Origin of the sequence: Pseudomonas sp. NMI542_15, assembly GCF_021283425.1 — a bacterium.
GTDB classification, from domain to species: Bacteria; Pseudomonadota; Gammaproteobacteria; order Pseudomonadales; family Pseudomonadaceae; genus Aquipseudomonas; species Aquipseudomonas fortuita.
On record NZ_JAJSRO010000006.1, the window covers coordinates 147,209 to 168,238 of the forward strand.

Sequence of the window (21,030 nt, forward strand, 5' to 3'; positions counted from 1 at the left end):
TCTGAGGATCAGGACTTCTTCTCGTCCGCAGCCTTGTCGGTCGGCTCGGCGATCAGCTTTTTCAGCTCGTCGCTCATCGGGAACTGCAGGTTCAGGCCTTTAGGCGGGATCGGCTGATTGAACCACTTGTCGTAGCTCTTGTTGACTTCGCCCGATTTGAAGTAGCCCACGATGGCGTCGTCGACCGCTTTCTTGAACGCCTCATCTTCCTTGCGCACCATGCAGCCGTAAATTTCGTACGACTGCGGGGTACCGGTGATGACCCAGTCGGATGGCTTGCGTGCCTTGGCCATTTCACCGGCCAGCAGCGCATCGTCCATCATGAAGGCCACGGCGCGGCCGCTTTCGAGCATGTTGAAGGCTTCACCGTGGTCCTTGGCGGAAATCACGTTCATCTTCATTTGCTTGTCGGCGTTCATCGCCTTGAGGATGCGCTCGGAGGTGGTACCGGCGGTGGTCACCACGTTCTTGCCGGCCAGGTCCGGGAAGTCTTTGTATGCAGGTTGACCGTCCTTGACCTTGGTCAACAGGCGGGTACCGACTTCGAAAATGCCGACCGAGAAGCCGACTTGTTGCTGGCGCTCGACGTTGTTGGTGGTGGAGCCGCACTCAAGGTCGACGGTGCCGTTCTGCACCAGCGGGATGCGGGTCTGGGAGGTGACCAGGTTGTAACGGACCTTGATGTCCGTACCCAGTTGCTTCTTCAGGGCGTCGACGACAGCCAGCTGGATGTCATGCGAGTAGCCCACGGGCTCGGGTTTGCCGGCCAGGTAGGAAAACGGGATGGAGGAGTCGCGGTGGCCCAGGGTGATGGTGCCCGATTCCTTGATCTTCTTCAGGGTGCCAGTCAGTTCTTCGGCCATGGCCGGCGAAGCGATCACAGCGGCCGCGATGGCGGCGCCCAGCAATTGACGAACGATACGCATCAAATTTTCCTCGACGTGTTTGTTTTTTTTATGGAGCCGTTGGCGGACTCTTTCGTTCAACGAATACAGCAAGAAGCGAGTGCATTCGGCTACCAAGTGTAGAGCATGAGTCGTGCCAAGCCCTGCCAATGATCATAACCCCGCGCAAAGCCTGGGCATGAACCCTGTATGAAGGTTTTTGAGCATTCTTCTGTTGTCGGATTACCGAACGAGGGGCGGTATCGCGTTCGGCTATCCGAACGAATGCCGGCGCTCTGACCGCGGTGCGCCAGCATTAAGTAACACCCGCCACTTAAGGCGAGCTGTTGAGCTTGCAGCTTCATCTTGTGGAGCTCCTGCCGTGTCCGTGATCCCGATACCTTCTGATTCCGTCGACGCCTTCATTGCCCGCCAGATGGCGGATTGGTTGAAAACGGCCGATGCCGACCTTCTGTTGACCTTGCACCGGGCGCTGCGCACTCAGCAGGCAGCAGCCGAACGTGTAAAGGAAACGCTGGCCAGCATACCCAGCCTGGAGGCCTTTGCCACACAGGTGCTCGAGCCGGCATTGCGCGCCGAGGGGCTGGCCGACGTCGATGTGCGCAGCATGCGGGTGTACATCGAGGATGATGTGCCGATGCCCAGCGCTGCGCCACGCCTGCATACGCCTTGGCGCACGCTCTACAGCGTGCAACCTTTACTCACGGCCGCGCTGCACAACTTCCACGAAGCCGATACCGTGCCGTCATTCATGCGGCGTGCCCACCTGCAGGACGCGCAGGGGAGCAAGCTGGCGCTGACCTATGAGGCGTTTGCCCGCTGCTGCCGGAAACTCGATATCGGTGGGCAGTACCAGCAAAAGTTGCGCGCCCAGCTGTTCCCGAAAAGCCGGCCGCCAGCGCCTGAAAACCTGGCCCGGGAAGCGGTGCAGCGCATGCTTGAAGAGAGCTTGCGGGCGAAGATGGATGTTGCGGTGCGCATGGCCCGCATCAAGTCCGAGCTGGACGAGGTCGACTACCTGCGCTTGTTGCCTGTGTTCGCCGCCAAACCTGTCGTGCCTGCGGTCACTGGCGTTGTCACACCGCGTCAGTTGTACCTGCTGGGCAAGCGTATCCATGGGGTGGTCACGCTGGAGTTGCGCGAACACGCCGACGGGCCGCTGGAAGGCATCGTCAGCTGGATCCCCCTGGACCCGCAGCGAGCGGTGGCCAAGCACGCTTCCTGGGAGGCTTTTTACCTGTGGCTGGCCAAGCGCATGCGCGCGCCCCACTACCGCTGGTTTTTCAGTCGCTTCATCAGCGAACGGGACAGGCCGACCTTCACGGCAACCCTTGAGCGCTTGATCGCGGCGAGCAGTGCGCAGGCACCCGCGGTTCTGGATGGACGGCATTTCGCCATCGAGACACCGCTTTTTGCCTACCTGCGTGGCTTGCAGGTAGACAAGATGCTCGATGATGCAAGAATCCTGGCGGTGCCGACCGCTGACGAGGCCGCTATCGAGCGCCATGAGCGGCTGGAGGTCCTCAAGAGTGCAGGGCTCGATACACTGAATCTGGCGGCACTGTTCATTCCGGTACTGGGCGAGGTGATGTTCGCCGTGGCAGCGGTGGATGTGGTCAGCGAGGTGTACAAAGGCTATGAGGACTGGCGCCTCGGCGACCGTCAGGGGGCGCTCGATCACCTCATGGGCGTGGCGCAGAACCTGGCGGCCGGCGCCGTGGTGGGCGCTGTGCATGTGGGCGTAAGCCGTGTGCTCGAACGTGTGCCCTTTGTCGATGCGTTGAGGCCCCTACACGAGGGCGAGGGCCGGGCCAGGCTGGCGCACTGGCCGCCTTCTGCTCATTACCTGGAGGGTGGTGGTGCGCTGATGCGCAGGTTTGACGGCGCCCTGGCGCAAATCCCTGACCAACAGGCTGAAACGCTCCTGCGTATCACCGGCCTGGATCACGAGCAGTTGCGCCATTTGCACCTGCAAGGTCAGCCCGGCCCTGCGCGCCTGCGCGATGCCCATGAACGCTACGAGCTCCATGCGTCGGAGCCTCATCTGCAGGGGCGCGCATTCGAACGAGAGCTGGCCGCCGGGCAAGATAAGGCATCGGTTGCGGGGGCTTCGCTGATCAAGGTCTTCCCCGGCTTGTCGGTGCGTGGCGCCGAAGAGATCCTTGCCTTGGCCAGTGGGGCACAGATCAAGGCATTGCTGGACAGTGGCCGGGTGCCGCTGGTCTTGGCCGAGCGTGCCCGCTGGTTCTTGCGCGAGAGCCGGGTGGACCGTGCGTTGATGGGATTCGAGCACGAAGGAGCGGTAAATGCCGATACCCAGCGTGTGATACTGGGATGGATTGCTCATCGGGCCCCTTGGCCGGCTTCGATGCGTATCGAGTTGCGCCTGGGTGAGGCGGGGGGGCGTCTGGTAACCGCCAGCGGGGACGTCAACGCAACTGATATCAGAACCATCATCCACACCGAACAGGGTTATCAATTGGCCGATGCCCGCGCCCCGGTACTGGGCCAGGGCTTTCTGCCATGCCTGATCCACACGCTGGACGCGGGGCAGCAGGCCATGCTTGGCGCAAGCCAGCTCACGGCGCATGAACTCGGCGACCGGATTGCGCGTCTGGCCAGTGCGGATCGGGAAAGAACGGCGAAGTTGATGGGGCTGACGCCTATTGCAGAACGCTATCGTCCGCCGCTGCGAATCGACAGCCGCGTCGGTTATGCACTCAGTGGAGGGGGCGAAAGCAGCCGGCGGGCAATCCGTAGCGGCATCCATGACATTTTCCCGACCTTGACTGACGCACAGCTGGACGCTTATCTGCGCAATCTTGCGGACCGCGGGGTTGGCCTGTGGGACCACCTCAGCCAGCTTCAGCGGCAGCTGCACAGTTTGCGCGAGGCGCTGGACACCTGGCAACGCCAGCGCGTGAGCTTCATGGACGGGCTGCGCAGGCAACGTGTGGCCAACCAGATACGGCGGACCTGGCGGCGCAAGACCGCTGGCCTCGCCGGTGACGATTTTTCACTGCATATCGACGGCGAAGAAGTGGGCAGCCTGCCGAGCTTGCCGGCGGACATCGACTTTGGCCATGTTCGGCGCCTGACGTTGCGCAATATGGCCCTTGAGCAGATCGAAGAGGATTTTCTGCGCAGGTTCACTCACCTTCGCGAACTCGACTTGCGCAACAACCAGTTGACCCGTTTGCCGGTTGGCCTGGAGCAGTTTACCGGCCTGCGCAGCCTGCATCTGGCGGGTAACCAGATCATCGTCGATACCCCAGGCAGCCAAAGGCTGGCCAGCCTCACGTCACTCCAGGTGCTCGACCTGAACTACAACCCGTTGGGTCAGGTGCCTGACCTTTCAAGCTTGCGCCACTTGCGTGAGGTATCGCTGCGCGCAACCGGGCTGCAAACCTTGCCCGATGAAGCTGCGATGCCGTGGCGTGGCCTGGTGGACATGCGGGAAAACCAGATCCGCCAGGTCACCGGGCATCTGCGTACACTGGGCGCCCGTCTGCAACGCCTGTCGCTGCATGACAACCCTCTGGACGAAGCGAGCGAGGCGTCGATTGCCAGTAGCCTCAGCGATTCGCCGGTCAACCGCAGCAGCTCCTATCATCATGCCATTGCCGATGTCGGCACGTTTGAGGAATGGCTGGGAAGTGCAAGCGAGGCGGTACGCACCCGGCGCATGCAGATCTGGACCCAGCTGGCCGAGGAGCCGCAGTCGGCAGACCTGTTTCGTTTTCTGGCAGATTTCGCCGGCTCTGACGACTTCATCGAACACCCGCGCTATTACCGAGCAAGGGTATGGCGGATTCTGGAGCTGTGTACCGACAACACCGACGTACGCGAAGCCGTGTTCTGGCAGACCCAAGGGCGCCGGACCTGTGAGGACCGGCTGCTGCTGATTCTCAGTCAGCTGGAAGTCAGGGCCCACATTGCCCTGAGTTCGCCCGGTAACGGTTCTGCCATCCAGGCCGAACAGGCATTGCTGCCCCTGGGGCGTTCCCTGTATCGCCTGGATCAGGTGGACAGCATCGCCGCCCGGCATATTCAGGAGCTGCGCCGTGACCCTTACGCTGCCGTGGATGATATCGAGGTTTACCTCGCCTACCGCGTCAACCTGGCTGAGCGGCTTGGGCTGCCAGCGCAACCTGGGCACATGAATTACCCCGAACACAGCCGTGTGACGGCAACCCAGGTACGGCGTGCGGGCGCTGAAGTGCTGGCTGGAGAGAACATCGAGGTGCTCAGCCGCGCACTGGCGGAGCGCGATTTCTGGCAAGAGCATGTGCGTACCCGTTACCTGGAGCGCTTCGAAGCGCTGGCTGCTCCCTTTCATGAACAGTTGGAGCAGGCCGAGCGCGAGGTCGCAGAAGCGGGCGAGCAGCGCTATCTGGAGCGCGCCGCTGCGTTGATGGAGTCGCTCAATGCCCAAGAGCGCGAACTGTACCTGGAATTGGCCCGTGAGGCGTACCAGCGGGAAGCCTAAGGGGAGGGGGCGACCGGCTGGCGGTCGCCCGGGCGGTTCAGGCGGCGTTGCTGCGGGCGTCGCCTTGAGCCAGGTAATCGGCCAGTGCCCCCTGCTCGCTGGGGCTGGTGAACAGGCCAAGTTTGCTGCGCCGCCACAGGATGTCCTGAGGGGTGACGGCCCACTCGGTCGCACGCAGGTAGTCGACTTCGCGGGTGAACAAGCCACCCCCCATGGCCTGGCCCAGGTCTTCCGGGCCCTGTGCGCCGTCCAGCAGTTGCCAGGTGCGGCTGCCATAGGTCACCGCCCAGCGTTTGGCGATATCCACTGCCAGCCATTGATGCCGTGCCAGCAGCGCTTCGACCAATGCCTGGGGCGTGCTCATGTCTTCACCGCCGGGCAATGGTGCGTCGGCAGTCCAGCTTTTGCCCATCTGGCTGAAGAACGGCTTGAGTTCGCTCATGGCCGACTCCGCCAGCTTGCGATAGGTGGTCAGCTTGCCGCCAAACACCGACAGCAATGGCGCCTCGCCAGACGCTGCGCTAAGCGCGAGGGTGTAGTCACGTGTGACGGCAGACGGGTTGTCGGATTCATCGTTGCACAGCGGGCGCACGCCGGAGTAGGTGTGCAGGATATCACCGTGGCTGAGTTGATGATTGAAGTGCGCGTTGACCACTTTCAACAGGTAGTCGGTTTCCTGTTCGGTGATCGCCACCTTGGCAGGGTCGCCGCTGTACTCGCGGTCCGTGGTGCCTATCAGGGTGAACCGGTCCAGGTAAGGGATACAGAAGACAATGCGCTGGTCTTCGTTCTGCAGGATGAAGGCATGTTCCCCTTCGTACAGGCGCGGCACGATGATGTGGCTGCCCTGAATCAGGCGGATGCCGTACGGCGCATCGAGCTTGAGGTCGTCCTTGATGAAACTGGCGACCCATGGGCCGGCGGCGTTGACCAGGGCGCGAGCACGAATGCTCTGCAGGGTGCCATCGGCATGCTGCAATTCGACCTGCCATACGCCGTCTACGCGCTCTGCGCGCAGGCAGCGGGTGCGGGTATGGATGTGCGCGCCATGCTCACGGGCGGCCATGGCATTGAGCACCACCAGCCGCGCGTCGTCCACTGCACAGTCGGCGTATTCGAAGCCGCGGGTGATCGCCGGCTTGAGCGGGTAACCCGGGCCAAAGCGCAGGCTGCGCGAGGGCCCCAGGCGCTTGCGTTTGCCCAGGTGGTCATACAGGAACAGGCCGGCGCGAATCATCCAGGCCGGGCGCAGGTGTGGGCGATGGGGCAGAACGAAACGCATCGGTTTGACGATGTGCGGTGCCTTGGCCAGCAGCACTTCGCGTTCAGCCAAGGCTTCGCGCACAAGGCGGAACTCGTAGTGCTCCAAGTAGCGCAAGCCACCGTGAATCAGCTTGCTGCTGGCCGACGAGGTGTGCTGCGCCAGATCGTCCTTTTCGCAAAGGAACACCTTCAAGCCGCGCCCGGCGGCGTCGGCAGCGATGCCCACGCCATTGATGCCACCGCCGATCACGGCGAGGTCATAGCAGTCAGCGAGTGGTGGCTGGGACGAAACGGGCTGGGACACGGGCAAGGCCTCCTGAGGCTGTTCACATCGAATATGAACATTTATGTTCGTTTCCGAAAATACTAGCGCAACAGAAAGCCCGTCGCCAGTCAGTCTTTATAGAAAAAACTGATCAGATGACAATAAAGTGAACATTTTCGAAAATTTCGGCGGTATGGTTTGAGGTTGGCGGGTGCATGCCGGAATAGTTGTGGCGCCTGTGAGATCGAGCGCCGCCCGCGCGGCGCACGATCTCACAGGCGCCAAAAATGTTGCGACAAGCACCCGTCAGCCCTCAAACCACCTCGAGGCGGATCTTGTACTGGTTCAGCAACTGAGTGAGGGTAGGGGTAGGCGCCTGGTCAGTCACCAGGCAGTCGACCAAGCTGATCGAGCCCAGACGCACCATGGCGTTGCGTCCGAATTTGCTGGAGTCCGCGGCAAGGATCACTTGCCGGGCATTGGCGATGATCGCCTGGGATACCCGCACTTCCTGGTAGTCGAAGTCGAGCAGGCTGCCGTCCTCGTCGATGCCGCTGATACCCACCAGGGCGAAATCCACCTTGAACTGGTTGATGAAGTCGACACTGGCCTGGCCGACCACACCGCCGTCGCGGCGCACCGTGCCACCCGCCACCAGCACTTCGAAATCGTCTTTGGCAGCCAGGATCGCCGCCACGTGCAAGTTGTTGGTGATGACCTTCAGGTGATTGTGGTTGAGCAGTGCGCGGGCGATGGATTCGGTGGTGGTGCCGATGTTGATGAACACCGAGGCATGGTCAGGAATCTGCCGGGCCACGGCGTCGGCGATACGCTGCTTTTCGTCGCGCATCTGGTCGGCACGCATGGCGTAGGCCGTGTTCTCGATACTGGAGTCATACGCCGCGCCACCGTGGTAACGGCGAAGCAGGTTGAGTTCGGCAAGCTGGTTGATATCACGACGGATGGTCTGGGGTGTCACGACGAACAGCTGCGCCATTTCTTCGATACTGACGTAACCGCGCTCGCGCACCAGTTCGAGGATTTGTTGTTGGCGGGGTGGCAGATTCATGGGCGGTCCTTTGGGGCAGCCGGACAAATTCTGCAATGATGCCGTAGGAAGGGGATGACGGCCAGTAGACGATGGGGGCCGCATGGCGGCCCCCATGTGCTTTACGCCTCGTGATCTTCCCAGTCACGGGTGCGTTCGACGGCCTTCTTCCAGCCGGCGTACAGCTTCTCTTTCTGCGTTTCATCCAGCTGCGGGCTGAACTCGCGCTCGATGATCGCCTTGTCGCGCAGTTCGTCCAGGCCGCTCCAGAAGCCGCAGGCCAGGCCGGCCAGGTAGGCAGCGCCCAAGGCCGTGGTTTCGCGCATTTGCGGGCGTTCTACGCACGTTCCGAGAATATCGGCCTGGAACTGCATGAGGAAGTTGTTGGCCACCGCGCCACCGTCCACACGCAGCTCGGACAGGCGCTGGCCGCAGTCCTGTTGCATGGCATCGAGCACATCGCGGGTCTGGTAGGCGATCGACTCCAGTGCAGCGCGGATGATGTGGTCCACCTTCACGCCGCGGGTCAGGCCGAACAGCGCACCACGGGCATAGGGGTCCCAGTACGGTGCACCCAGGCCAGTGAAGGCCGGCACCAGGTAGACGCCGTTGCTGTCCTTGACCTTGCTGGCGAAGTACTCGGTATCCAGGGCGTCGTTGACGATCTTCAGCTCATCACGCAGCCACTGCACGGTGGAACCACCGTTGAACACCGCGCCTTCCAGCGCATAGGCCACCTCGCCGCGCGGGCCGCAGGCGATGGTGGTGAGCAGGCCGTGGGACGATTTGACCGCCTGTTCGCCGGTGTTCATCAGCAGGAAGCAGCCAGTGCCGTAGGTGTTCTTGGCCTGGCCCGGCTCCACGCACATCTGGCCGAACAGTGCCGACTGCTGGTCACCCGCAATGCCGGCAATGGCAATCCCGCTTTTGGTATGGCCATACACTTCGGAAGAAGAACGAACCTCGGGCAGCATCTGCCGCGGGATGCCGAGGATTTCCAGCAGCTTGTCGTCCCACTGCAGGCTATGGATGTTGAACATCAAGGTGCGCGAGGCATTGGTGTAGTCGGTGACGTGCACCTTGCCGCCCGAGAACTTCCAGATAAGCCAGGTATCGATGGTGCCGAACAACAGTTCGCCACGCTCGGCGCGTTCGCGGGCGCCCTCGACATTGTCGAGGATCCACTTCAGCTTGGTGCCGGAGAAGTATGGGTCGGTGACCAGGCCGGTGGTTTCGCGAATGTAGTCTTCATGGCCGTCACGCTTGAGCTGGGCGCAGATCTCGGTGCTGCGGCGGCACTGCCAGACGATGGCGTTGTAAACCGGGCGGCCGGTTTCCTTGTCCCATACCACGGTGGTTTCGCGTTGGTTGGTGATGCCGATTGCGGCGACCTGGGCATGACTGATGCCTGCCTGTGCCAAGGCCTCGACCATGGTCGCGCTCTGCGTGGCGAAGATTTCCATCGGGTCGTGCTCGACCCAGCCCGCCTGCGGATAGTGCTGGGCGAACTCGCGCTGGGAGGTGCCCACCACATTGGCGTCGCGGTCGAAAATGATGGCACGCGAACTGGTGGTGCCCTGGTCCAGGGCGATGATGTAGTTCTTGTCCTGGGTGTCTGTCATGGTCGTAGGCCTTGCAAGAATAGGAGGTCAGGGCTGTGCGTGTTGCCGGCATCAATTGGCTTGAGTATCGCCCTGGCGATTGTCATTTGTCTCAGGGTTCGCGGCAGGTGCCATTGGCAAGTTGCGGGCAATCAGGCCGCGATAGGTCGCGGCACCCAGGCAGGCGCCAAGGATCGGTGCGAACACCGGAACCAGGAAATACGGTATGTCCCGACCGCCAGTGAAGGCGATTTCACCCCAACCGGCCAGGAAGGTCATGAGTTTTGGCCCGAAATCGCGGGCAGGGTTCATGGCAAAACCGGTCAGCGGGCCCATGGCGCTGCCGATCACCGCGATCAGCAGGCCGATCAGCAGCGGGGCCATGGCGCCACGTGGCAGGCCGTTGTTGTCGTCAGTCAGGGCCATGATCACGGCCATCAGGATAGCAGTGATGACTACTTCAACCAGGAACGCCTGGCCGGTGGACAGCGACGGGTGCGGGTAGGTGGAGAACACCGAGGCCAGCTCCAGGCTGGCTTCGCTACCGCGCAACATCGCATGGGCCTGTTCGAAATCGAAGAACAGATTGCTGTACAGGGTGTAGACCAGCGCCGCGCCACAGAACGCGCCGCATACCTGGGCCAGCATGTAGAAGGGCAGCTTGCGCTTGTCGAAACCGGCGAACAGGGTGAGGGCGATGCTCACCGCCGGGTTCAGGTGCGCGCCGGAAATGCCGGCCGTGAGATAGATCGCCATGCTTACGCCGACGCCCCAGATGATGCTGATCTCCCAAAGGCCGAAACTGGCGCCGGCGACCTTGAGCGCGGCAACACAGCCGGTGCCGAAGAAGATGAGCATGGCAGTGCCGAGAAACTCGGCCAGGCACTGGCTGGACAGCGTGGGTTGGCGTAGAGCAGTCGTCATGTATGACCTCGTTTTTTTTGTTGTGAGGCGCGTGGCGCTCGACAGCAAAGCCCGGTGTCGATCCCCATTGACCCCGGGCAGATACAGGAAACGCACCTTAAAAGTGCGCCATTTGTTCAGATGCGAAAAAATATAGACAAGAAACGCTGATGTCAAAGGTCGAAAGTGAACGACCAGTCACGAAATGGCCCGTAAAATCAGTCGCGGATGCCCGTACTAGAGGCGCGCGATTGTGGTGCGCTGGCTGGGATGTGGGATTTGTCCTAAAGTAGCCGCCGAGCCGTCCCAGACCGGAGCCTTTGCATGACCCCCGCCCTAGACCTGTTGAAGAAGCATCGCGCCGAACACCGTGTGCACAGTTATGAGCATGACCCCAAGTCGGCTTCTTACGGTCTGGAGGCAGCGGAAAAGCTTGGCCTGGACCCGCAGCAAGTGTTCAAGACCTTGTTGGCGAGCAGCGAGAAGGGGGAGTTGCTGGTAGCGGTGGTGCCTGTGGTGGGTACCCTGGACCTCAAAGCCTTGGCCCACGCTGCCGGGGTAAAGAAATGCGAGATGGCAGACCCGGCGGCGGCGCAGCGGGCTACGGGTTATCTGGTAGGTGGGATCAGCCCGTTGGGGCAGAAGAAGCGCCTGCGCACCTTTATTGATGACTCGGCGCAAAATTTTGCAACTATCCATGTCAGCGCCGGTAGGCGCGGGTTGGAAGTGGAGTTGGCGGCGGCGGTGCTGGCCGAGCATACCCAGGGCAAGTTTGCCGGGATCGGCAGAGGCTGAGATCTGGGCCGCAAAGCGGCCCAGGAATCTGCAATCAGGTCGCGGAACTGTACCGACGCACGCCATTCTCCTGCTGCGGCAACTGCGCCGCAACGCTGCCAGGCACCGGGAACAGCACCAGGTGATCAGCTTGCACCTCAATCCCCACATCCTCACCGACCTCATGGTCGTTATGGCTAGGGAAGATTGCTTCCAGCTGGCTGCCGGTCGGCAATTGCAGGCGGTACAGGGTCGATGCCCCCAGGAAGCTCTTGCCGATGATGTTCGCCTGCAGCGCGCTGCCCGGTGCATGCACGATATCGTCGGGGCGCAGCAGCACGTCCACCGAACTGCCGGGCGCCATGATGTAGGCACGGTTGCCGCGCAGTTCACCCAGCTCGGTATTGACGGCCTCGTGGCTGCTCATCTGGCCACGGATGAAGTAGCCTTGGCCAATGAAGCTGGCCACGAACGGCGTCTGTGGTTCGTGGTAAAGGTTGTAGGGCGTGTCCCACTGCTCCAGGCGCCCCTCCTTGAACACACCGACCTGATCGCTGACGGCAAAGGCTTCTTCCTGGTCATGGGTAACCAGGATGGCGCTGGTGCCACGGCTTTTGAGGATATCGCGAACCTCATGGCTCAGGCGCCGACGCAACTCCACGTCAAGGTTGGAGAACGGCTCGTCGAGCAGCAGCAACTGCGGTTCAGGCGCCAGCGCGCGGGCCAGGGCGACCCGTTGCTGCTGGCCACCAGACAGCTCATGCGGGTAACGCCCGCCCAGGCCCCCCAGCTTGACCAGTTCGAGCATCTCTTCGATGACGGCGGCCTGGCGTGGGTGCTTGGCAATGCCAAAGGCAATGTTCTGCGCCACGGTCAGGTGCGGGAACAGCGCGTAGTCCTGGAACACCATGCCGATGCGGCGCTTTTCCGGGGCCAGTGTGAAGCCAGCGCGGGAAATGACCTCGCCGGCCAGCTGGATCTCGCCTTCATGCACCGGTTCGAAACCTGCAATGGCGCGTAGCGTGGTGGTTTTCCCGCAACCGGATGAACCCAGCAGGCAACCGATGTCGCCTGCGTTCAGGTGCAGGTTGAGGTTCTGGACGATGCGCTGGTCGCCGTAGCCGCAGGCGAGGTTGCGCAGGTTGAGCAGTAGGGGTTGACTCATGCGTGGTGGTAAGCCGGTTCTACAAGAAATTCGAGAAGCGCCTTCTGTGCATGCAGGCGGTTTTCAGCCTCGTCCCAGGCGACCGAACGTGGGTCGTCGAGCAGGTCCTGGCTGATTTCCTCGCCACGGTGGGCGGGCAGGCAGTGCATGAAGAGGACATCGGGTGCCGCCAGGTCGAGCAGTTCGCGGGTGACCTGGTAAGGCGCGAAATGCGCCAGGCGCCGTGCAGTTTCCTCCTCCTGCCCCATGGAAGTCCAGACATCGGTAACCACAAGGTGTGCGCCACGCACGGCTTCCTTGGCATCACGGATGATCTGTACGCGGTCACCGCCCAGCGCCATGAAGCGCTGATCCGGCTCGTAGCCTTCTGGGCAGGCGATGCGCAGCTGGAAATCGAACTGCCTGGCGGCCTCGATGTAGGAGTTGCACATGTTGAAGCCATCGCCGATCCAGGTCACGGTTTTGCCCTGGATCGAGCCGCGGTGCTCGAGGAAGGTCTGCATGTCGGCCAGCAGTTGGCACGGGTGCGACTCGTCGGACAGGCCGTTGATCACCGGTACGCGCGATTTGGCGGCGAACTCGGTCAGGGTGCTGTGGGCGTGGGTACGAATCATCACCACATCGACCATGCTCGACAGCACGATGGCGCTGTCACCGATCGGCTCGCCACGGCCCAGCTGGGTGTCGCGTGGCGACAGGAAGATGGCCTGGCCGCCCAGCTGGATCATGCCAGCCTCGAACGACACGCGGGTACGGGTCGAGGATTTCTCGAAGATCATGCCCAGCACGCGGTTCTTCAGGGGCTCGAACAGCACGCCTCGTTTGCGCAGGTCCTTCAGCTCGATGCCGCGGCGGATCACCCCGAGCAATTCGTCGGTGGTGAAGTCCAGCAGGGAGAGAAAGTGCCTAGCGCTCATGATTGACTACCTTATCTGCAACGGTATGCAGGTCGACCGTATGGTTTTTTTTGACAACGGGATTGACCTGCGGCGTAAGCCGCACGGGGCGGACGAAAATAGGGAAAGGCGCAATACTATAAGTAAATGTCGCCTGAAGCCAAGGGGGAACAGCGGCCTGATTGCAAAGGGTGTTGCAAAGGGTGTCTTCACCCGGCGGCCTGTGCTGTTTTTTATTTGCTACACGAGGTTGTACAGGGCTTGCTGGCAATTTGGCAAATGGCTGTCGCAAATCGTGTGCCTGATGTCGGTGGATTCACGCGGCGAAGGGCGCTGGCGGGGGGCTGGGACCGGGCGCATAGTCACTGTTCGACAACAACAAGGCAGAGGCGGCCATGACCAAGACCCTGCATCACCGTGCCTGTCACCTGTGCGAAGCAATCTGCGGGCTGAACATCGAAGTCAGCCATGAAGCTGACGGGCAGGCGCTAATCAGCTCGATCAAGGGCGACCCCCAGGACCCGTTCAGCCGTGGCCACGTCTGCCCCAAGGCCGTCGCCTTGCAGGACATCCAGAACGACCCTGACCGCCTGCGCCAGCCCCACAAGCGGGTAGGGGAGCGTTGGCAGGCCATCGGCTGGGACGAGGCCTTTGCCCTGGCCGCCGAAAAGTTGTGGGCGGTCCAGCAGGCTCACGGGCGCAATGCCGTGGCGGTCTACCAGGGCAACCCAAGCGTGCACAACTACGGTTTGATGACCCACAGCAACTACTTCCTCGGCCTGCTCAAGACACGCAACCGTTTCTCGGCCACCTCGGTGGACCAGCTGCCACAACACCTGGTCAGCCACCTGATGTATGGCCATGGCCTGCTGCTGCCGATTCCGGATATCGACCACGCCGACTTCATGCTGATTCTTGGCGGCAACCCGCTGGCCTCCAACGGCAGCATCATGACCGTGCCCGATGTGGAAAAGCGCCTCAAGGCCCTGCTTGGCCGGGGCGGGCGCCTGGTGGTGGTGGACCCTCGGCGCAGCGAAACGGCGGCCATGGCCGATACCCACTTGTTTATCCGCCCGGGCGGAGATGCGGCCTTGTTGTGCGGCCTGCTCAACACCCTGTTCGAGGAAGGCCTGGCGCAAGGTTCGCACTTGCCGATCAACGGCCTGCAGCAGGTGCGCGAAGCGCTTGCACCGTTCAGCGCCGAAGCCATGAGCACGCACTGCGGTATTGCCGCCACGCAGATTCGCCAGCTGGCACGGGACTTCGCCGCGGCAGAAAAAGCCGTGTGCTATGGCCGCATGGGCGTTTCGACCCAAGCCTTCGGCACCCTCTGCCACTGGCTGGTGCAACTGATCAACTTGGTAACCGGCAACCTCGACCGTGAAGGCGGCGCTTTGTGCACCGAGCCCGCTGTCGACCTGGTGGCTGCCACCTCCGGCGGCCATTTCAACGCCTGGCAGAGCCGGGTGTCGGGTTTGCCCGAGTACGGCGGCGAGCTGCCTGTGGCGGCCCTGGCCGAAGAGCTGCTTACACCGGGCGAAGGGCAGGTTCGCGCCTTGGTGACAGTGGCTGGCAACCCGGTGCTGTCCACGCCTAACGGCCGTCAGCTGGATGCGGCACTGCAAGGCCTGGAGTTCATGCTCAGCATCGACCTCTACATCAACGAAACCACGCGCCATGCCGACCTGATCCTGCCGTCCACGTCGTCGCTGGAAAACGACCACTATGACAGCACCTTCAATTTGCTGGCCGTGCGCAACGTCACCCGCTTCAACCGGGCGATTCTGGCCAAGCCGGACGGGGCGTTGCACGACTGGGAGATCTTCGTCGGCCTGGCCCAGGCGTTTGCCAGGCGTGCCGGGCTTGAATTGAAGCCGACCTTGGCACCTGCGCAGATGATCGATCTGGCCTTGCGCAAGGGGCGCTATGGCCAAGCAACACCTTGGCGCCTTTCCCTCGCAACACTGGACGATCATCCGCACGGCCTGGACCTGGGCCCTTTACGCAGCAACCTTGCTGCACGCCTGGCGACTGCCAGTCAGGCTGTCGAGGCCGCACCCCAGGTGTTGCTGGACGACCTGCGCCGGCTGACGCAACTGGCACCTCCTGTACCGGGTGAACTGCTGCTGATCGGCCGCCGCCATGTGCGCAGCAACAACTCGTGGATGCACAATTTCCACCGTCTGGTGAAAGGCAAACCACGGCATCAGCTGTTGATGCACCCGCAAGACTTGCAGCAACGGCAACTACAGGACGGCCAGCGGGTACGTATCCGCTCGCGTACGGGTGATCTCGAAGTCGAGGTGCAAGCCTGCGAGGACATGATGCCCGGTGTGGTCAGCCTGCCCCATGGCTACGGTCATGCTCGTCAGGGTGTGCACCTGCAGATCGCCCAGGCGCAAGCCGGCGTGAGTGCCAACGACCTGACCGACGAGCGCTTTCGCGACCCGGTGTCCGGCAACGCTGCGCTCAATGGCGTACCTGTGCAGGTGGAGGCCGCGTAAGGAACAGTAAGGCCGAGCACGCTGCTCGGCTTTCCGTTACAATGCGCCACCGTGCCGACAACAGCGTCGCAAAGTTAAGCCGAGGTGCTACATGGATATCATCGAAACGATCAAAGAGCAGATTGCCAACAACACCATTCTGCTTTACATGAAAGGCTCGCCGAATGCCCCGCAGTGCGGGTTCTCGGCCAAGGCATCGCAAGCTGTGATGGGTTGTGGCGAGAAGTTCGCCTACGTCGACATCCTGCAGAACCCGGAAATCCGTGCCAACCTGCCCAAATATGCCAACTGGCCGACCTTCCCGCAGCTGTGGGTAGCCGGCGAGCTGGTTGGCGGTAGCGATATCATGCTGGAAATGTTCCAGAACGGCGAGCTGCAGACCCTGATCAAGGACGCTGCTGCCAAAGCCAAGGCTTCCGAAGCCTGATTTTCCGGCAAGCATAAAAAAACCCGCTGATCGCGGGTTTTTTTATGGGGCGAATATTTACTCTTCGCCCATCTGCGACTGCAGATAATTTTCGATGCCGATCTTGTCGATCAGACCCAGTTGGGTTTCCAGCCAGTCGATATGCTCTTCCTCGGATTCGAGGATATCTTCGAGCATGTCACGCGAGCCGAAGTCGCCAGCGGTTTCGCAATGGGCAATGGCTGCCTTCAGGTCGGCCAGGCCTTTCTTTTCGAGCTTCAGGTCGCACTCGAGCATTTCCTTGGTGTGCTCGCCGATCAGCAGCTTGCCCAGGTCCTGAACGTTGGGGATGCCTTCGAGGAAGAGAATACGCTTGATCAATTTGTCAGCGTGCTTCATCTCATCGATGGATTCCTTGTACTCGTGCTTGCCGAGTTTGTTCAGGCCCCAATCTTCATACATGCGTGCGTGCAGGAAGTACTGGTTGATCGCGACCAGCTCGTTTCCGAGGATCTTGTTGAGATGCTGGATGACGCTTACGTCGCCTTTCATTTCGGGTTCCTGCCCTGTAGAAGTGTGCCAATACAGTGAAGTTTGAGCCCGATACTTAAGAGTGTCAAACCTAAGTGATTGAATAATAAGTGAAAATTAATAGGAATAAGAATGTTTGTGAACCGCGTTGGAGCGCTAACTTATTGAATTTAAGGCATAAAAAAACCGGACACAGGGTCCGGTTCTTGGAATCAGGGGCTTTCAGGCTGCGGTAAATTCCACGGGGTAGGGCAGGGCTGCCTGGCTGACCTGCAGCTCGGTCAGGGTCTCGCGGACCACTTCCTTGGCCAGGCAGGCGCATTTGCCACACTGGCTTGCGACATTGGTCGCGGCTCGCACTTCCTTGTAACTGCAGCATCCTTCATAGATCGCATCGCGGATCTGTCCGTCGGTGACGCCGACACAAAGACACACATACATAAGGGCTGACCATCGCGGGTTGAGTCGATGGATGGGAGCTTAATGTGAATGAGAATGCTTGTCAAAGTGCTTTCTGAAAAGGCCGTGCTTGAGCGACCGGTGGTTGTCTGCCTGATGGATTCGGCCTGTCATCAGAAGCCGTGTATGATGGTCGGCCTTTGTTGGATGTCGGGCAAGCCCGTCTGGCCCGGCAAACGGTTTTTCACCCTCATCAGGAGATTACAATGAGCGTACTCGTTGGTAAGAAAGCCCCCGATTTCACCGTTCCAGCCGTGCTGGGCAATGGCGAGATCGTCGACAGCTTCAACCTGGCTTCGGCCATCAAGGGCAAGTACGGCCTGGTGTTCTTCTACCCGCTGGACTTCACCTTCGTCTGCCCGTCCGAGCTGATCGCCCTGGACAACCGCATCCCTGACTTCCAGGCGCGCAACGTCGAAGTGATCGGCGTGTCGATCGACTCGCACTTCACCCACAACGCCTGGCGTAACACCCCGGTCAACAACGGCGGCATCGGTCAGGTGAAGTACACCCTGGCTGCCGACATGACCCACGAAATCTGCAAAGCCTACGACGTAGAGTCCGAAGGCGGCGTGGCCTTCCGTGGCGCCTTCCTGATCGACACCAACGGTGTTGTACGCTCGCAGATCATCAACGACCTGCCACTGGGCCGTAACATGGACGAGCTGCTGCGCTTGGTCGACGCCCTGCAGTTCCACGAAGAGCACGGCGAAGTCTGCCCTGCCAACTGGAAAAAAGGCGACAAAGGCATGAACGCTTCGCCAGAAGGCGTTGCTGCCTACCTGAGCGAGAACGCCGGCAAGCTGTAATTGCCGCTCGCATAAAAAAACCGGCCCTCGTTGGCCGGTTTTTTTATGCCGTTCTGTGCCGGCCTCTTCGCGGGCGCGCCCACTCCCACCGATTCTCTGCATGCCTGACGGCAAAGGTGAACCTGTGGGAGCGGGCATGCCCGCGAATGCTTTTGCAGTTCAATCGTTGAAGTCGCGCCAGCCGCCCATCTCTTTCCAGCGGTTGACGATGCCGCAGAACAGCTCGGCCGTCTTCTCGGTGTCATAACGCGCCGAGTGCGCCTCACGCCCGTCGAAGTCGATGTCCGCGCTCTGGCAGGCACGCGCCAGCACGGTCTGGCCATACGCCAAGCCCGCGAGGGTAGCGGTGTCGAAGCTCGAAAACGGGTGGAACGGATTGCGCTTCAGGTCGTTGCGCGCCACCGCCGCATTGAGGAAGCCCAGGTCGAAGCTGCTGTTGTGGCCGACCAGGATCGCCCGCTTGCAGCCATTGGCCTTGAGTGCCTTGCGTACACCGCGGAAGATATCGGTCAGCGCGCTTTCCTCGCTAACAGCCATGCGCAGCGGGTGGTCCAGCTTGATGCCGGTGAACTCCAGTGCGGCGGCTTCGATATTGGCGCCCTCGAACGGTTCCACTCGGTGGAAGTAGGTGTGTTCGGGGAACAGGAAGCCTTTCTCGTCCATGCCGATCGTGACGGCGGCAATTTCCAGCAGCGCATCGGTGGCGCTGTTGAAACCACCAGTCTCCACATCCACCACCACCGGCAGGTAGCCGCGGAAGCGCTCGGCCATCGGGTGGCGCGAACCGCTGCTGCCCTGGGTGTCCATGTCGTCTTCGTAGAGGTCTTCGCTCACGCGTTTTCCTCCAGCAGGCGCCAACGTAGTTTTTCACCGGCGCGCAGCGGGATCACGGTCTGCTCGCCAAACGGCAGGCTGTCCGGGGCGGTCCATTCTTCACGCACCAGGGTAATGGTGTCGGTGTTCGCTGGCAGGCCGTAGAAGGCAGGACCGTGCAAGCTGGCAAAGCCTTCGAGCTTGTCCAGCGCGTTACGCTGTTCGAACGCTTCGGCGTACATTTCGATGGCCGCGTATGCGGTGTAGCAACCGGCGCACCCGCAGGCGGCTTCCTTGGCGTGACGGGCGTGCGGTGCCGAGTCGGTGCCCAGGAAGAACTTCGGGTTGCCGCTGGTGGCCGCGTCCAGCAGCGCCACCTGATGGGTGTTGCGCTTGAGGATCGGCAGGCAGTAGAAGTGCGGGCGAATGCCGCCAACCAGCATGTGGTTGCGGTTGTACAGCAGGTGCTGTGCAGTGATGGTCGCGCCGACGTTGGCCGGGGCCTCGGTGACGAACTGAGCGGCATCGCCGGTGGTGATGTGTTCGAACACCACTTTCAGCGTCGGGAAGCGCTCGACCAGACGACGCATGTGCTCGTCAATGAAGCGCTTCTCGCGGTCGAACACGTCGATCTCGCTGCGGGTCACTTCGCCATGCACCAACAGTGGCATGCCGACTTCCGCCAGCGCCTCGATGGCCGGGAAGATGTTGTCGATGCTGGTCACGCCCGAGTCGGAGTTGGTAGTGGCGCCGGCCGGGTACAGTTTGGCGGCGTACACGATGCCGCTGGCCTTGGCCGCGCGGACATCCTCGGGGCTGGTGCGGTCGGTGAGGTACAGCACCATCAGCGGCTCGAAGCGGCTGCCGGCAGGGCGGGCGGCCAGGATGCGCTCACGGTAGGCACTGGCCTCGTCGGCATTACGCACCGGAGGAACCAGGTTTGGCATGATGATGGCACGGGCAAAAGTGCGCGCCACGTCGCCAACGGTGTGGGGCAGGACGGCACCATCGCGCAGATGGATGTGCCAGTCGTCGGGGCGCAGGAGGGTCAGGCGATCGGACATTGGGGATTCCAGGCGGGTCGAACTCAAGCCCCAATGCTACCGGAAAAGCCTGGGGCGAGCACGGCTATCAAGTTTTCCGGCCGGCGTCCGATAGCCTGCAGGTAAGCCGTCAGAATTTGTGGAGCCGCCCGTGCGCCAGCGTTACCTCACCCTGTTGACCCTGTTCGCCAGCCTGCCGGCCGGTGCACTGACTTTTCAGACGCGCATGGAAAATATTGCCTGGAAGGTCGAGGGCGACCCGTTCGAGTGCCGTCTGATCCAGCCGATAGAAGGTTTTGGTAGCGGTGAGTTCGTGCGTCGGGCAGGTGAACAGCCCGTTTTTCAGCTACGTTCGGACAACAATGTACTGGGTGCAGGTACAGCCAGCCTGCTGGCGGCGGCGGCGCCGTGGCAGCCTGGGCGGGGTGATATCAACCTGGGCAACGTGCGGATGGCCCGCTCCGGTGTGCTGTTCAGTTCTTCCCAAGGCCAGGCCAGCCGCCTGATCAACGGCTTGCTCGACGGGCGTAGCACAGTGGTGCGCAACTACACCGGTGAGGCCGGAAGGCCAATGGAGGTACGCGTTCTGCCGGTCAGCTTCGCCAAGGCCTACAGCGACTATCTGGTCTGTGCCGGCAAGCTGCTGCCTATGAATTATGATCAGGTGCGCCAGACCCAGGTGGGTTTCCCCGGGGGCGGCACCGAGCTGGACGCGTCGGCGCGTGCACGGCTGGATGTGATCCTGGATTACATCAAAGCTGACCCGACGGTGAACCACATCGAGCTCGACGGCCACTCCGACAACAGTGGCAACCGCCTGACCAACCGAGACCTGTCGCGCCGTCGTGCGCTGGCTGTGGCTGATTACTTCAAGGCCCATGGATTGACTGAAGAACAGATCACGGTGCGCTTCCATGGCGAGCAGTACCCGTTGGTGAAGAACAACAGTGCGGCCAACCGGGCACGCAATCGCCGGGTAAACATCGAGCTGGATCGGGTTTCGGTGGTTGAGAAACCTGTGGAAAAACCGGCTGAGCCAGCGGCGCCTGCCGCCCCAGCACCAGCCAGCCCGGCTGCTGCCGCGCCGGGGGCGAAGGCACCCTGAGATCGGGGGGGGCCTTCAGGTGTTTGCCACGACATTTCCAGCGCCTGTGAG

17 protein-coding genes are annotated in these 21,030 nt (G+C 61.7%); 6 read left to right on the forward strand and 11 right to left on the reverse strand.

All coding sequences use genetic code 11. From position 1 onward, the window contains the following. Nucleotides 1–8: 8 nt before the first annotated feature. The gene (locus LU684_RS12010; RefSeq protein WP_016488793.1) at nt 9–926 is read right to left on the reverse strand and encodes a glutamate/aspartate ABC transporter substrate-binding protein; all 918 of its coding nucleotides are present in this window, start codon (nt 924–926) and stop codon (nt 9–11) included. Nucleotides 927–1,266: 340 nt separating this feature from the next. Here LU684_RS12010 and LU684_RS12015 point away from each other — a divergent pair, with 340 nt between their 5' ends. After that, nucleotides 1,267–5,394 carry an NEL-type E3 ubiquitin ligase domain-containing protein gene (locus LU684_RS12015; RefSeq protein ID WP_191086909.1) on the forward strand — a complete coding sequence of 1,376 codons (4,128 nt, stop codon included), beginning with the start codon at nt 1,267–1,269 and terminating at the stop codon, nt 5,392–5,394. Between the two features lie 37 nt (nt 5,395–5,431). On the opposite strand, the gene glpD is transcribed toward LU684_RS12015, so the two are convergent. From glpD to LU684_RS12035, 4 genes are all read right to left on the reverse strand, one after another. Then, nucleotides 5,432–6,961, reverse strand: a complete 1,530-nt coding sequence (glpD, locus tag LU684_RS12020; RefSeq protein ID WP_232894673.1) for a glycerol-3-phosphate dehydrogenase — start codon at nt 6,959–6,961, stop codon at nt 5,432–5,434. A 274-nt stretch (nt 6,962–7,235) separates the two neighbouring features. Then, on the reverse strand, nt 7,236–7,991 hold the full coding sequence (gene glpR / locus LU684_RS12025; RefSeq protein ID WP_016488790.1) for a DNA-binding transcriptional repressor GlpR: 756 nt from the start codon (nt 7,989–7,991) through the stop codon (nt 7,236–7,238). A 101-nt stretch (nt 7,992–8,092) separates the two neighbouring features. Further along, nucleotides 8,093–9,592: a glycerol kinase GlpK gene (gene glpK, locus LU684_RS12030; RefSeq protein WP_016488789.1), complete on the reverse strand. Its 1,500-nt coding sequence runs from the start codon at nt 9,590–9,592 to the stop codon at nt 8,093–8,095. Nucleotides 9,593–9,643: 51 nt separating this feature from the next. Beyond that, nucleotides 9,644–10,495: an MIP/aquaporin family protein gene (locus LU684_RS12035; RefSeq protein WP_232894675.1), complete on the reverse strand. Its 852-nt coding sequence runs from the start codon at nt 10,493–10,495 to the stop codon at nt 9,644–9,646. A gap of 303 nt (nt 10,496–10,798) precedes the next feature. On the opposite strand from LU684_RS12035, the gene ybaK reads away from it, so the two are divergent. Next, nucleotides 10,799–11,269 carry a Cys-tRNA(Pro) deacylase gene (ybaK, locus tag LU684_RS12040; RefSeq protein WP_016488787.1) on the forward strand — a complete coding sequence of 157 codons (471 nt, stop codon included), beginning with the start codon at nt 10,799–10,801 and terminating at the stop codon, nt 11,267–11,269. A gap of 34 nt (nt 11,270–11,303) precedes the next feature. Here ybaK and LU684_RS12045 read toward each other — a convergent pair whose 3' ends face one another. Then, nucleotides 11,304–12,413, reverse strand: a complete 1,110-nt coding sequence (locus tag LU684_RS12045; protein ID WP_016488786.1) for an ABC transporter ATP-binding protein — start codon at nt 12,411–12,413, stop codon at nt 11,304–11,306. Then, nucleotides 12,410–13,330 (reverse strand): ornithine carbamoyltransferase, encoded by a 921-nt coding sequence (gene argF / locus LU684_RS12050; protein WP_016488785.1) that lies wholly within the window; start codon nt 13,328–13,330, stop codon nt 12,410–12,412. The genes LU684_RS12045 and argF overlap by 4 nt, the downstream gene beginning before the upstream one ends. A 374-nt stretch (nt 13,331–13,704) precedes the next feature. Between argF and LU684_RS12055 the strand changes: the two genes are divergently transcribed. Together LU684_RS12055 and grxD are read left to right on the forward strand one after the other, a co-directional pair. Next, on the forward strand, nt 13,705–15,813 hold the full coding sequence (locus LU684_RS12055) for a molybdopterin-dependent oxidoreductase (protein WP_060520013.1): 2,109 nt from the start codon (nt 13,705–13,707) through the stop codon (nt 15,811–15,813). Nucleotides 15,814–15,904: 91 nt separating this feature from the next. After that, nucleotides 15,905–16,240 (forward strand): Grx4 family monothiol glutaredoxin, encoded by a 336-nt coding sequence (gene grxD, locus LU684_RS12060; protein WP_016488783.1) that lies wholly within the window; start codon nt 15,905–15,907, stop codon nt 16,238–16,240. A 57-nt stretch (nt 16,241–16,297) separates the two neighbouring features. On the opposite strand, the gene bfr is transcribed toward grxD, so the two are convergent. After that, the gene (gene bfr, locus LU684_RS12065) at nt 16,298–16,771 is read right to left on the reverse strand and encodes a bacterioferritin (RefSeq protein ID WP_016488782.1); all 474 of its coding nucleotides are present in this window, start codon (nt 16,769–16,771) and stop codon (nt 16,298–16,300) included. A gap of 201 nt (nt 16,772–16,972) precedes the next feature. Further along, nucleotides 16,973–17,191, reverse strand: coding sequence for a bacterioferritin-associated ferredoxin (locus LU684_RS12070; protein WP_016488781.1), 219 nt, complete (start codon nt 17,189–17,191; stop codon nt 16,973–16,975). A 224-nt stretch (nt 17,192–17,415) separates the two neighbouring features. On the opposite strand from LU684_RS12070, the gene LU684_RS12075 reads away from it, so the two are divergent. After that, nucleotides 17,416–18,018, forward strand: a complete 603-nt coding sequence (locus LU684_RS12075) for a peroxiredoxin (RefSeq protein ID WP_012273884.1) — start codon at nt 17,416–17,418, stop codon at nt 18,016–18,018. 159 nt (nt 18,019–18,177) lie between these two features. Here LU684_RS12075 and rnt read toward each other — a convergent pair whose 3' ends face one another. Together rnt and pyrC are read right to left on the reverse strand one after the other, a co-directional pair. Continuing rightward, entirely contained in the window at nt 18,178–18,825 is a 648-nt protein-coding gene (gene rnt / locus LU684_RS12080) for a ribonuclease T (RefSeq protein WP_217435874.1), read from the reverse strand. A gap of 23 nt (nt 18,826–18,848) precedes the next feature. Beyond that, nucleotides 18,849–19,895, reverse strand: coding sequence for a dihydroorotase (pyrC, locus tag LU684_RS12085; protein WP_016488778.1), 1,047 nt, complete (start codon nt 19,893–19,895; stop codon nt 18,849–18,851). 130 nt (nt 19,896–20,025) lie between these two features. Here pyrC and LU684_RS12090 point away from each other — a divergent pair, with 130 nt between their 5' ends. Beyond that, nucleotides 20,026–20,979, forward strand: coding sequence for a flagellar protein MotY (locus LU684_RS12090; protein WP_232894676.1), 954 nt, complete (start codon nt 20,026–20,028; stop codon nt 20,977–20,979). Nucleotides 20,980–21,030 lie beyond the last annotated feature (51 nt).

Coding starts and splice junctions, on each gene's coding strand:
- argF (WP_016488785.1), bottom strand. CDS start 13,330: ATGAGCGCTAGGCACTTTCTCTCCCTGCTGGACTTCACCACCGACGAA.
- LU684_RS12035 (WP_232894675.1), bottom strand. CDS start 10,495: ATGACGACTGCTCTACGCCAACCCACGCTGTCCAGCCAGTGCCTGGCC.
- bfr (WP_016488782.1), bottom strand. CDS start 16,771: ATGAAAGGCGACGTAAGCGTCATCCAGCATCTCAACAAGATCCTCGGA.
- LU684_RS12055 (WP_060520013.1), top strand. CDS start 13,705: ATGACCAAGACCCTGCATCACCGTGCCTGTCACCTGTGCGAAGCAATC.
- LU684_RS12075 (WP_012273884.1), top strand. CDS start 17,416: ATGAGCGTACTCGTTGGTAAGAAAGCCCCCGATTTCACCGTTCCAGCC.
- LU684_RS12070 (WP_016488781.1), bottom strand. CDS start 17,191: ATGTATGTGTGTCTTTGTGTCGGCGTCACCGACGGACAGATCCGCGAT.
- LU684_RS12010 (WP_016488793.1), bottom strand. CDS start 926: ATGCGTATCGTTCGTCAATTGCTGGGCGCCGCCATCGCGGCCGCTGTG.
- rnt (WP_217435874.1), bottom strand. CDS start 18,825: ATGGACACCCAGGGCAGCAGCGGTTCGCGCCACCCGATGGCCGAGCGC.
- ybaK (WP_016488787.1), top strand. CDS start 10,799: ATGACCCCCGCCCTAGACCTGTTGAAGAAGCATCGCGCCGAACACCGT.
- glpK (WP_016488789.1), bottom strand. CDS start 9,592: ATGACAGACACCCAGGACAAGAACTACATCATCGCCCTGGACCAGGGC.
- grxD (WP_016488783.1), top strand. CDS start 15,905: ATGGATATCATCGAAACGATCAAAGAGCAGATTGCCAACAACACCATT.
- LU684_RS12045 (WP_016488786.1), bottom strand. CDS start 12,413: ATGAGTCAACCCCTACTGCTCAACCTGCGCAACCTCGCCTGCGGCTAC.
- glpR (WP_016488790.1), bottom strand. CDS start 7,991: ATGAATCTGCCACCCCGCCAACAACAAATCCTCGAACTGGTGCGCGAG.
- pyrC (WP_016488778.1), bottom strand. CDS start 19,895: ATGTCCGATCGCCTGACCCTCCTGCGCCCCGACGACTGGCACATCCAT.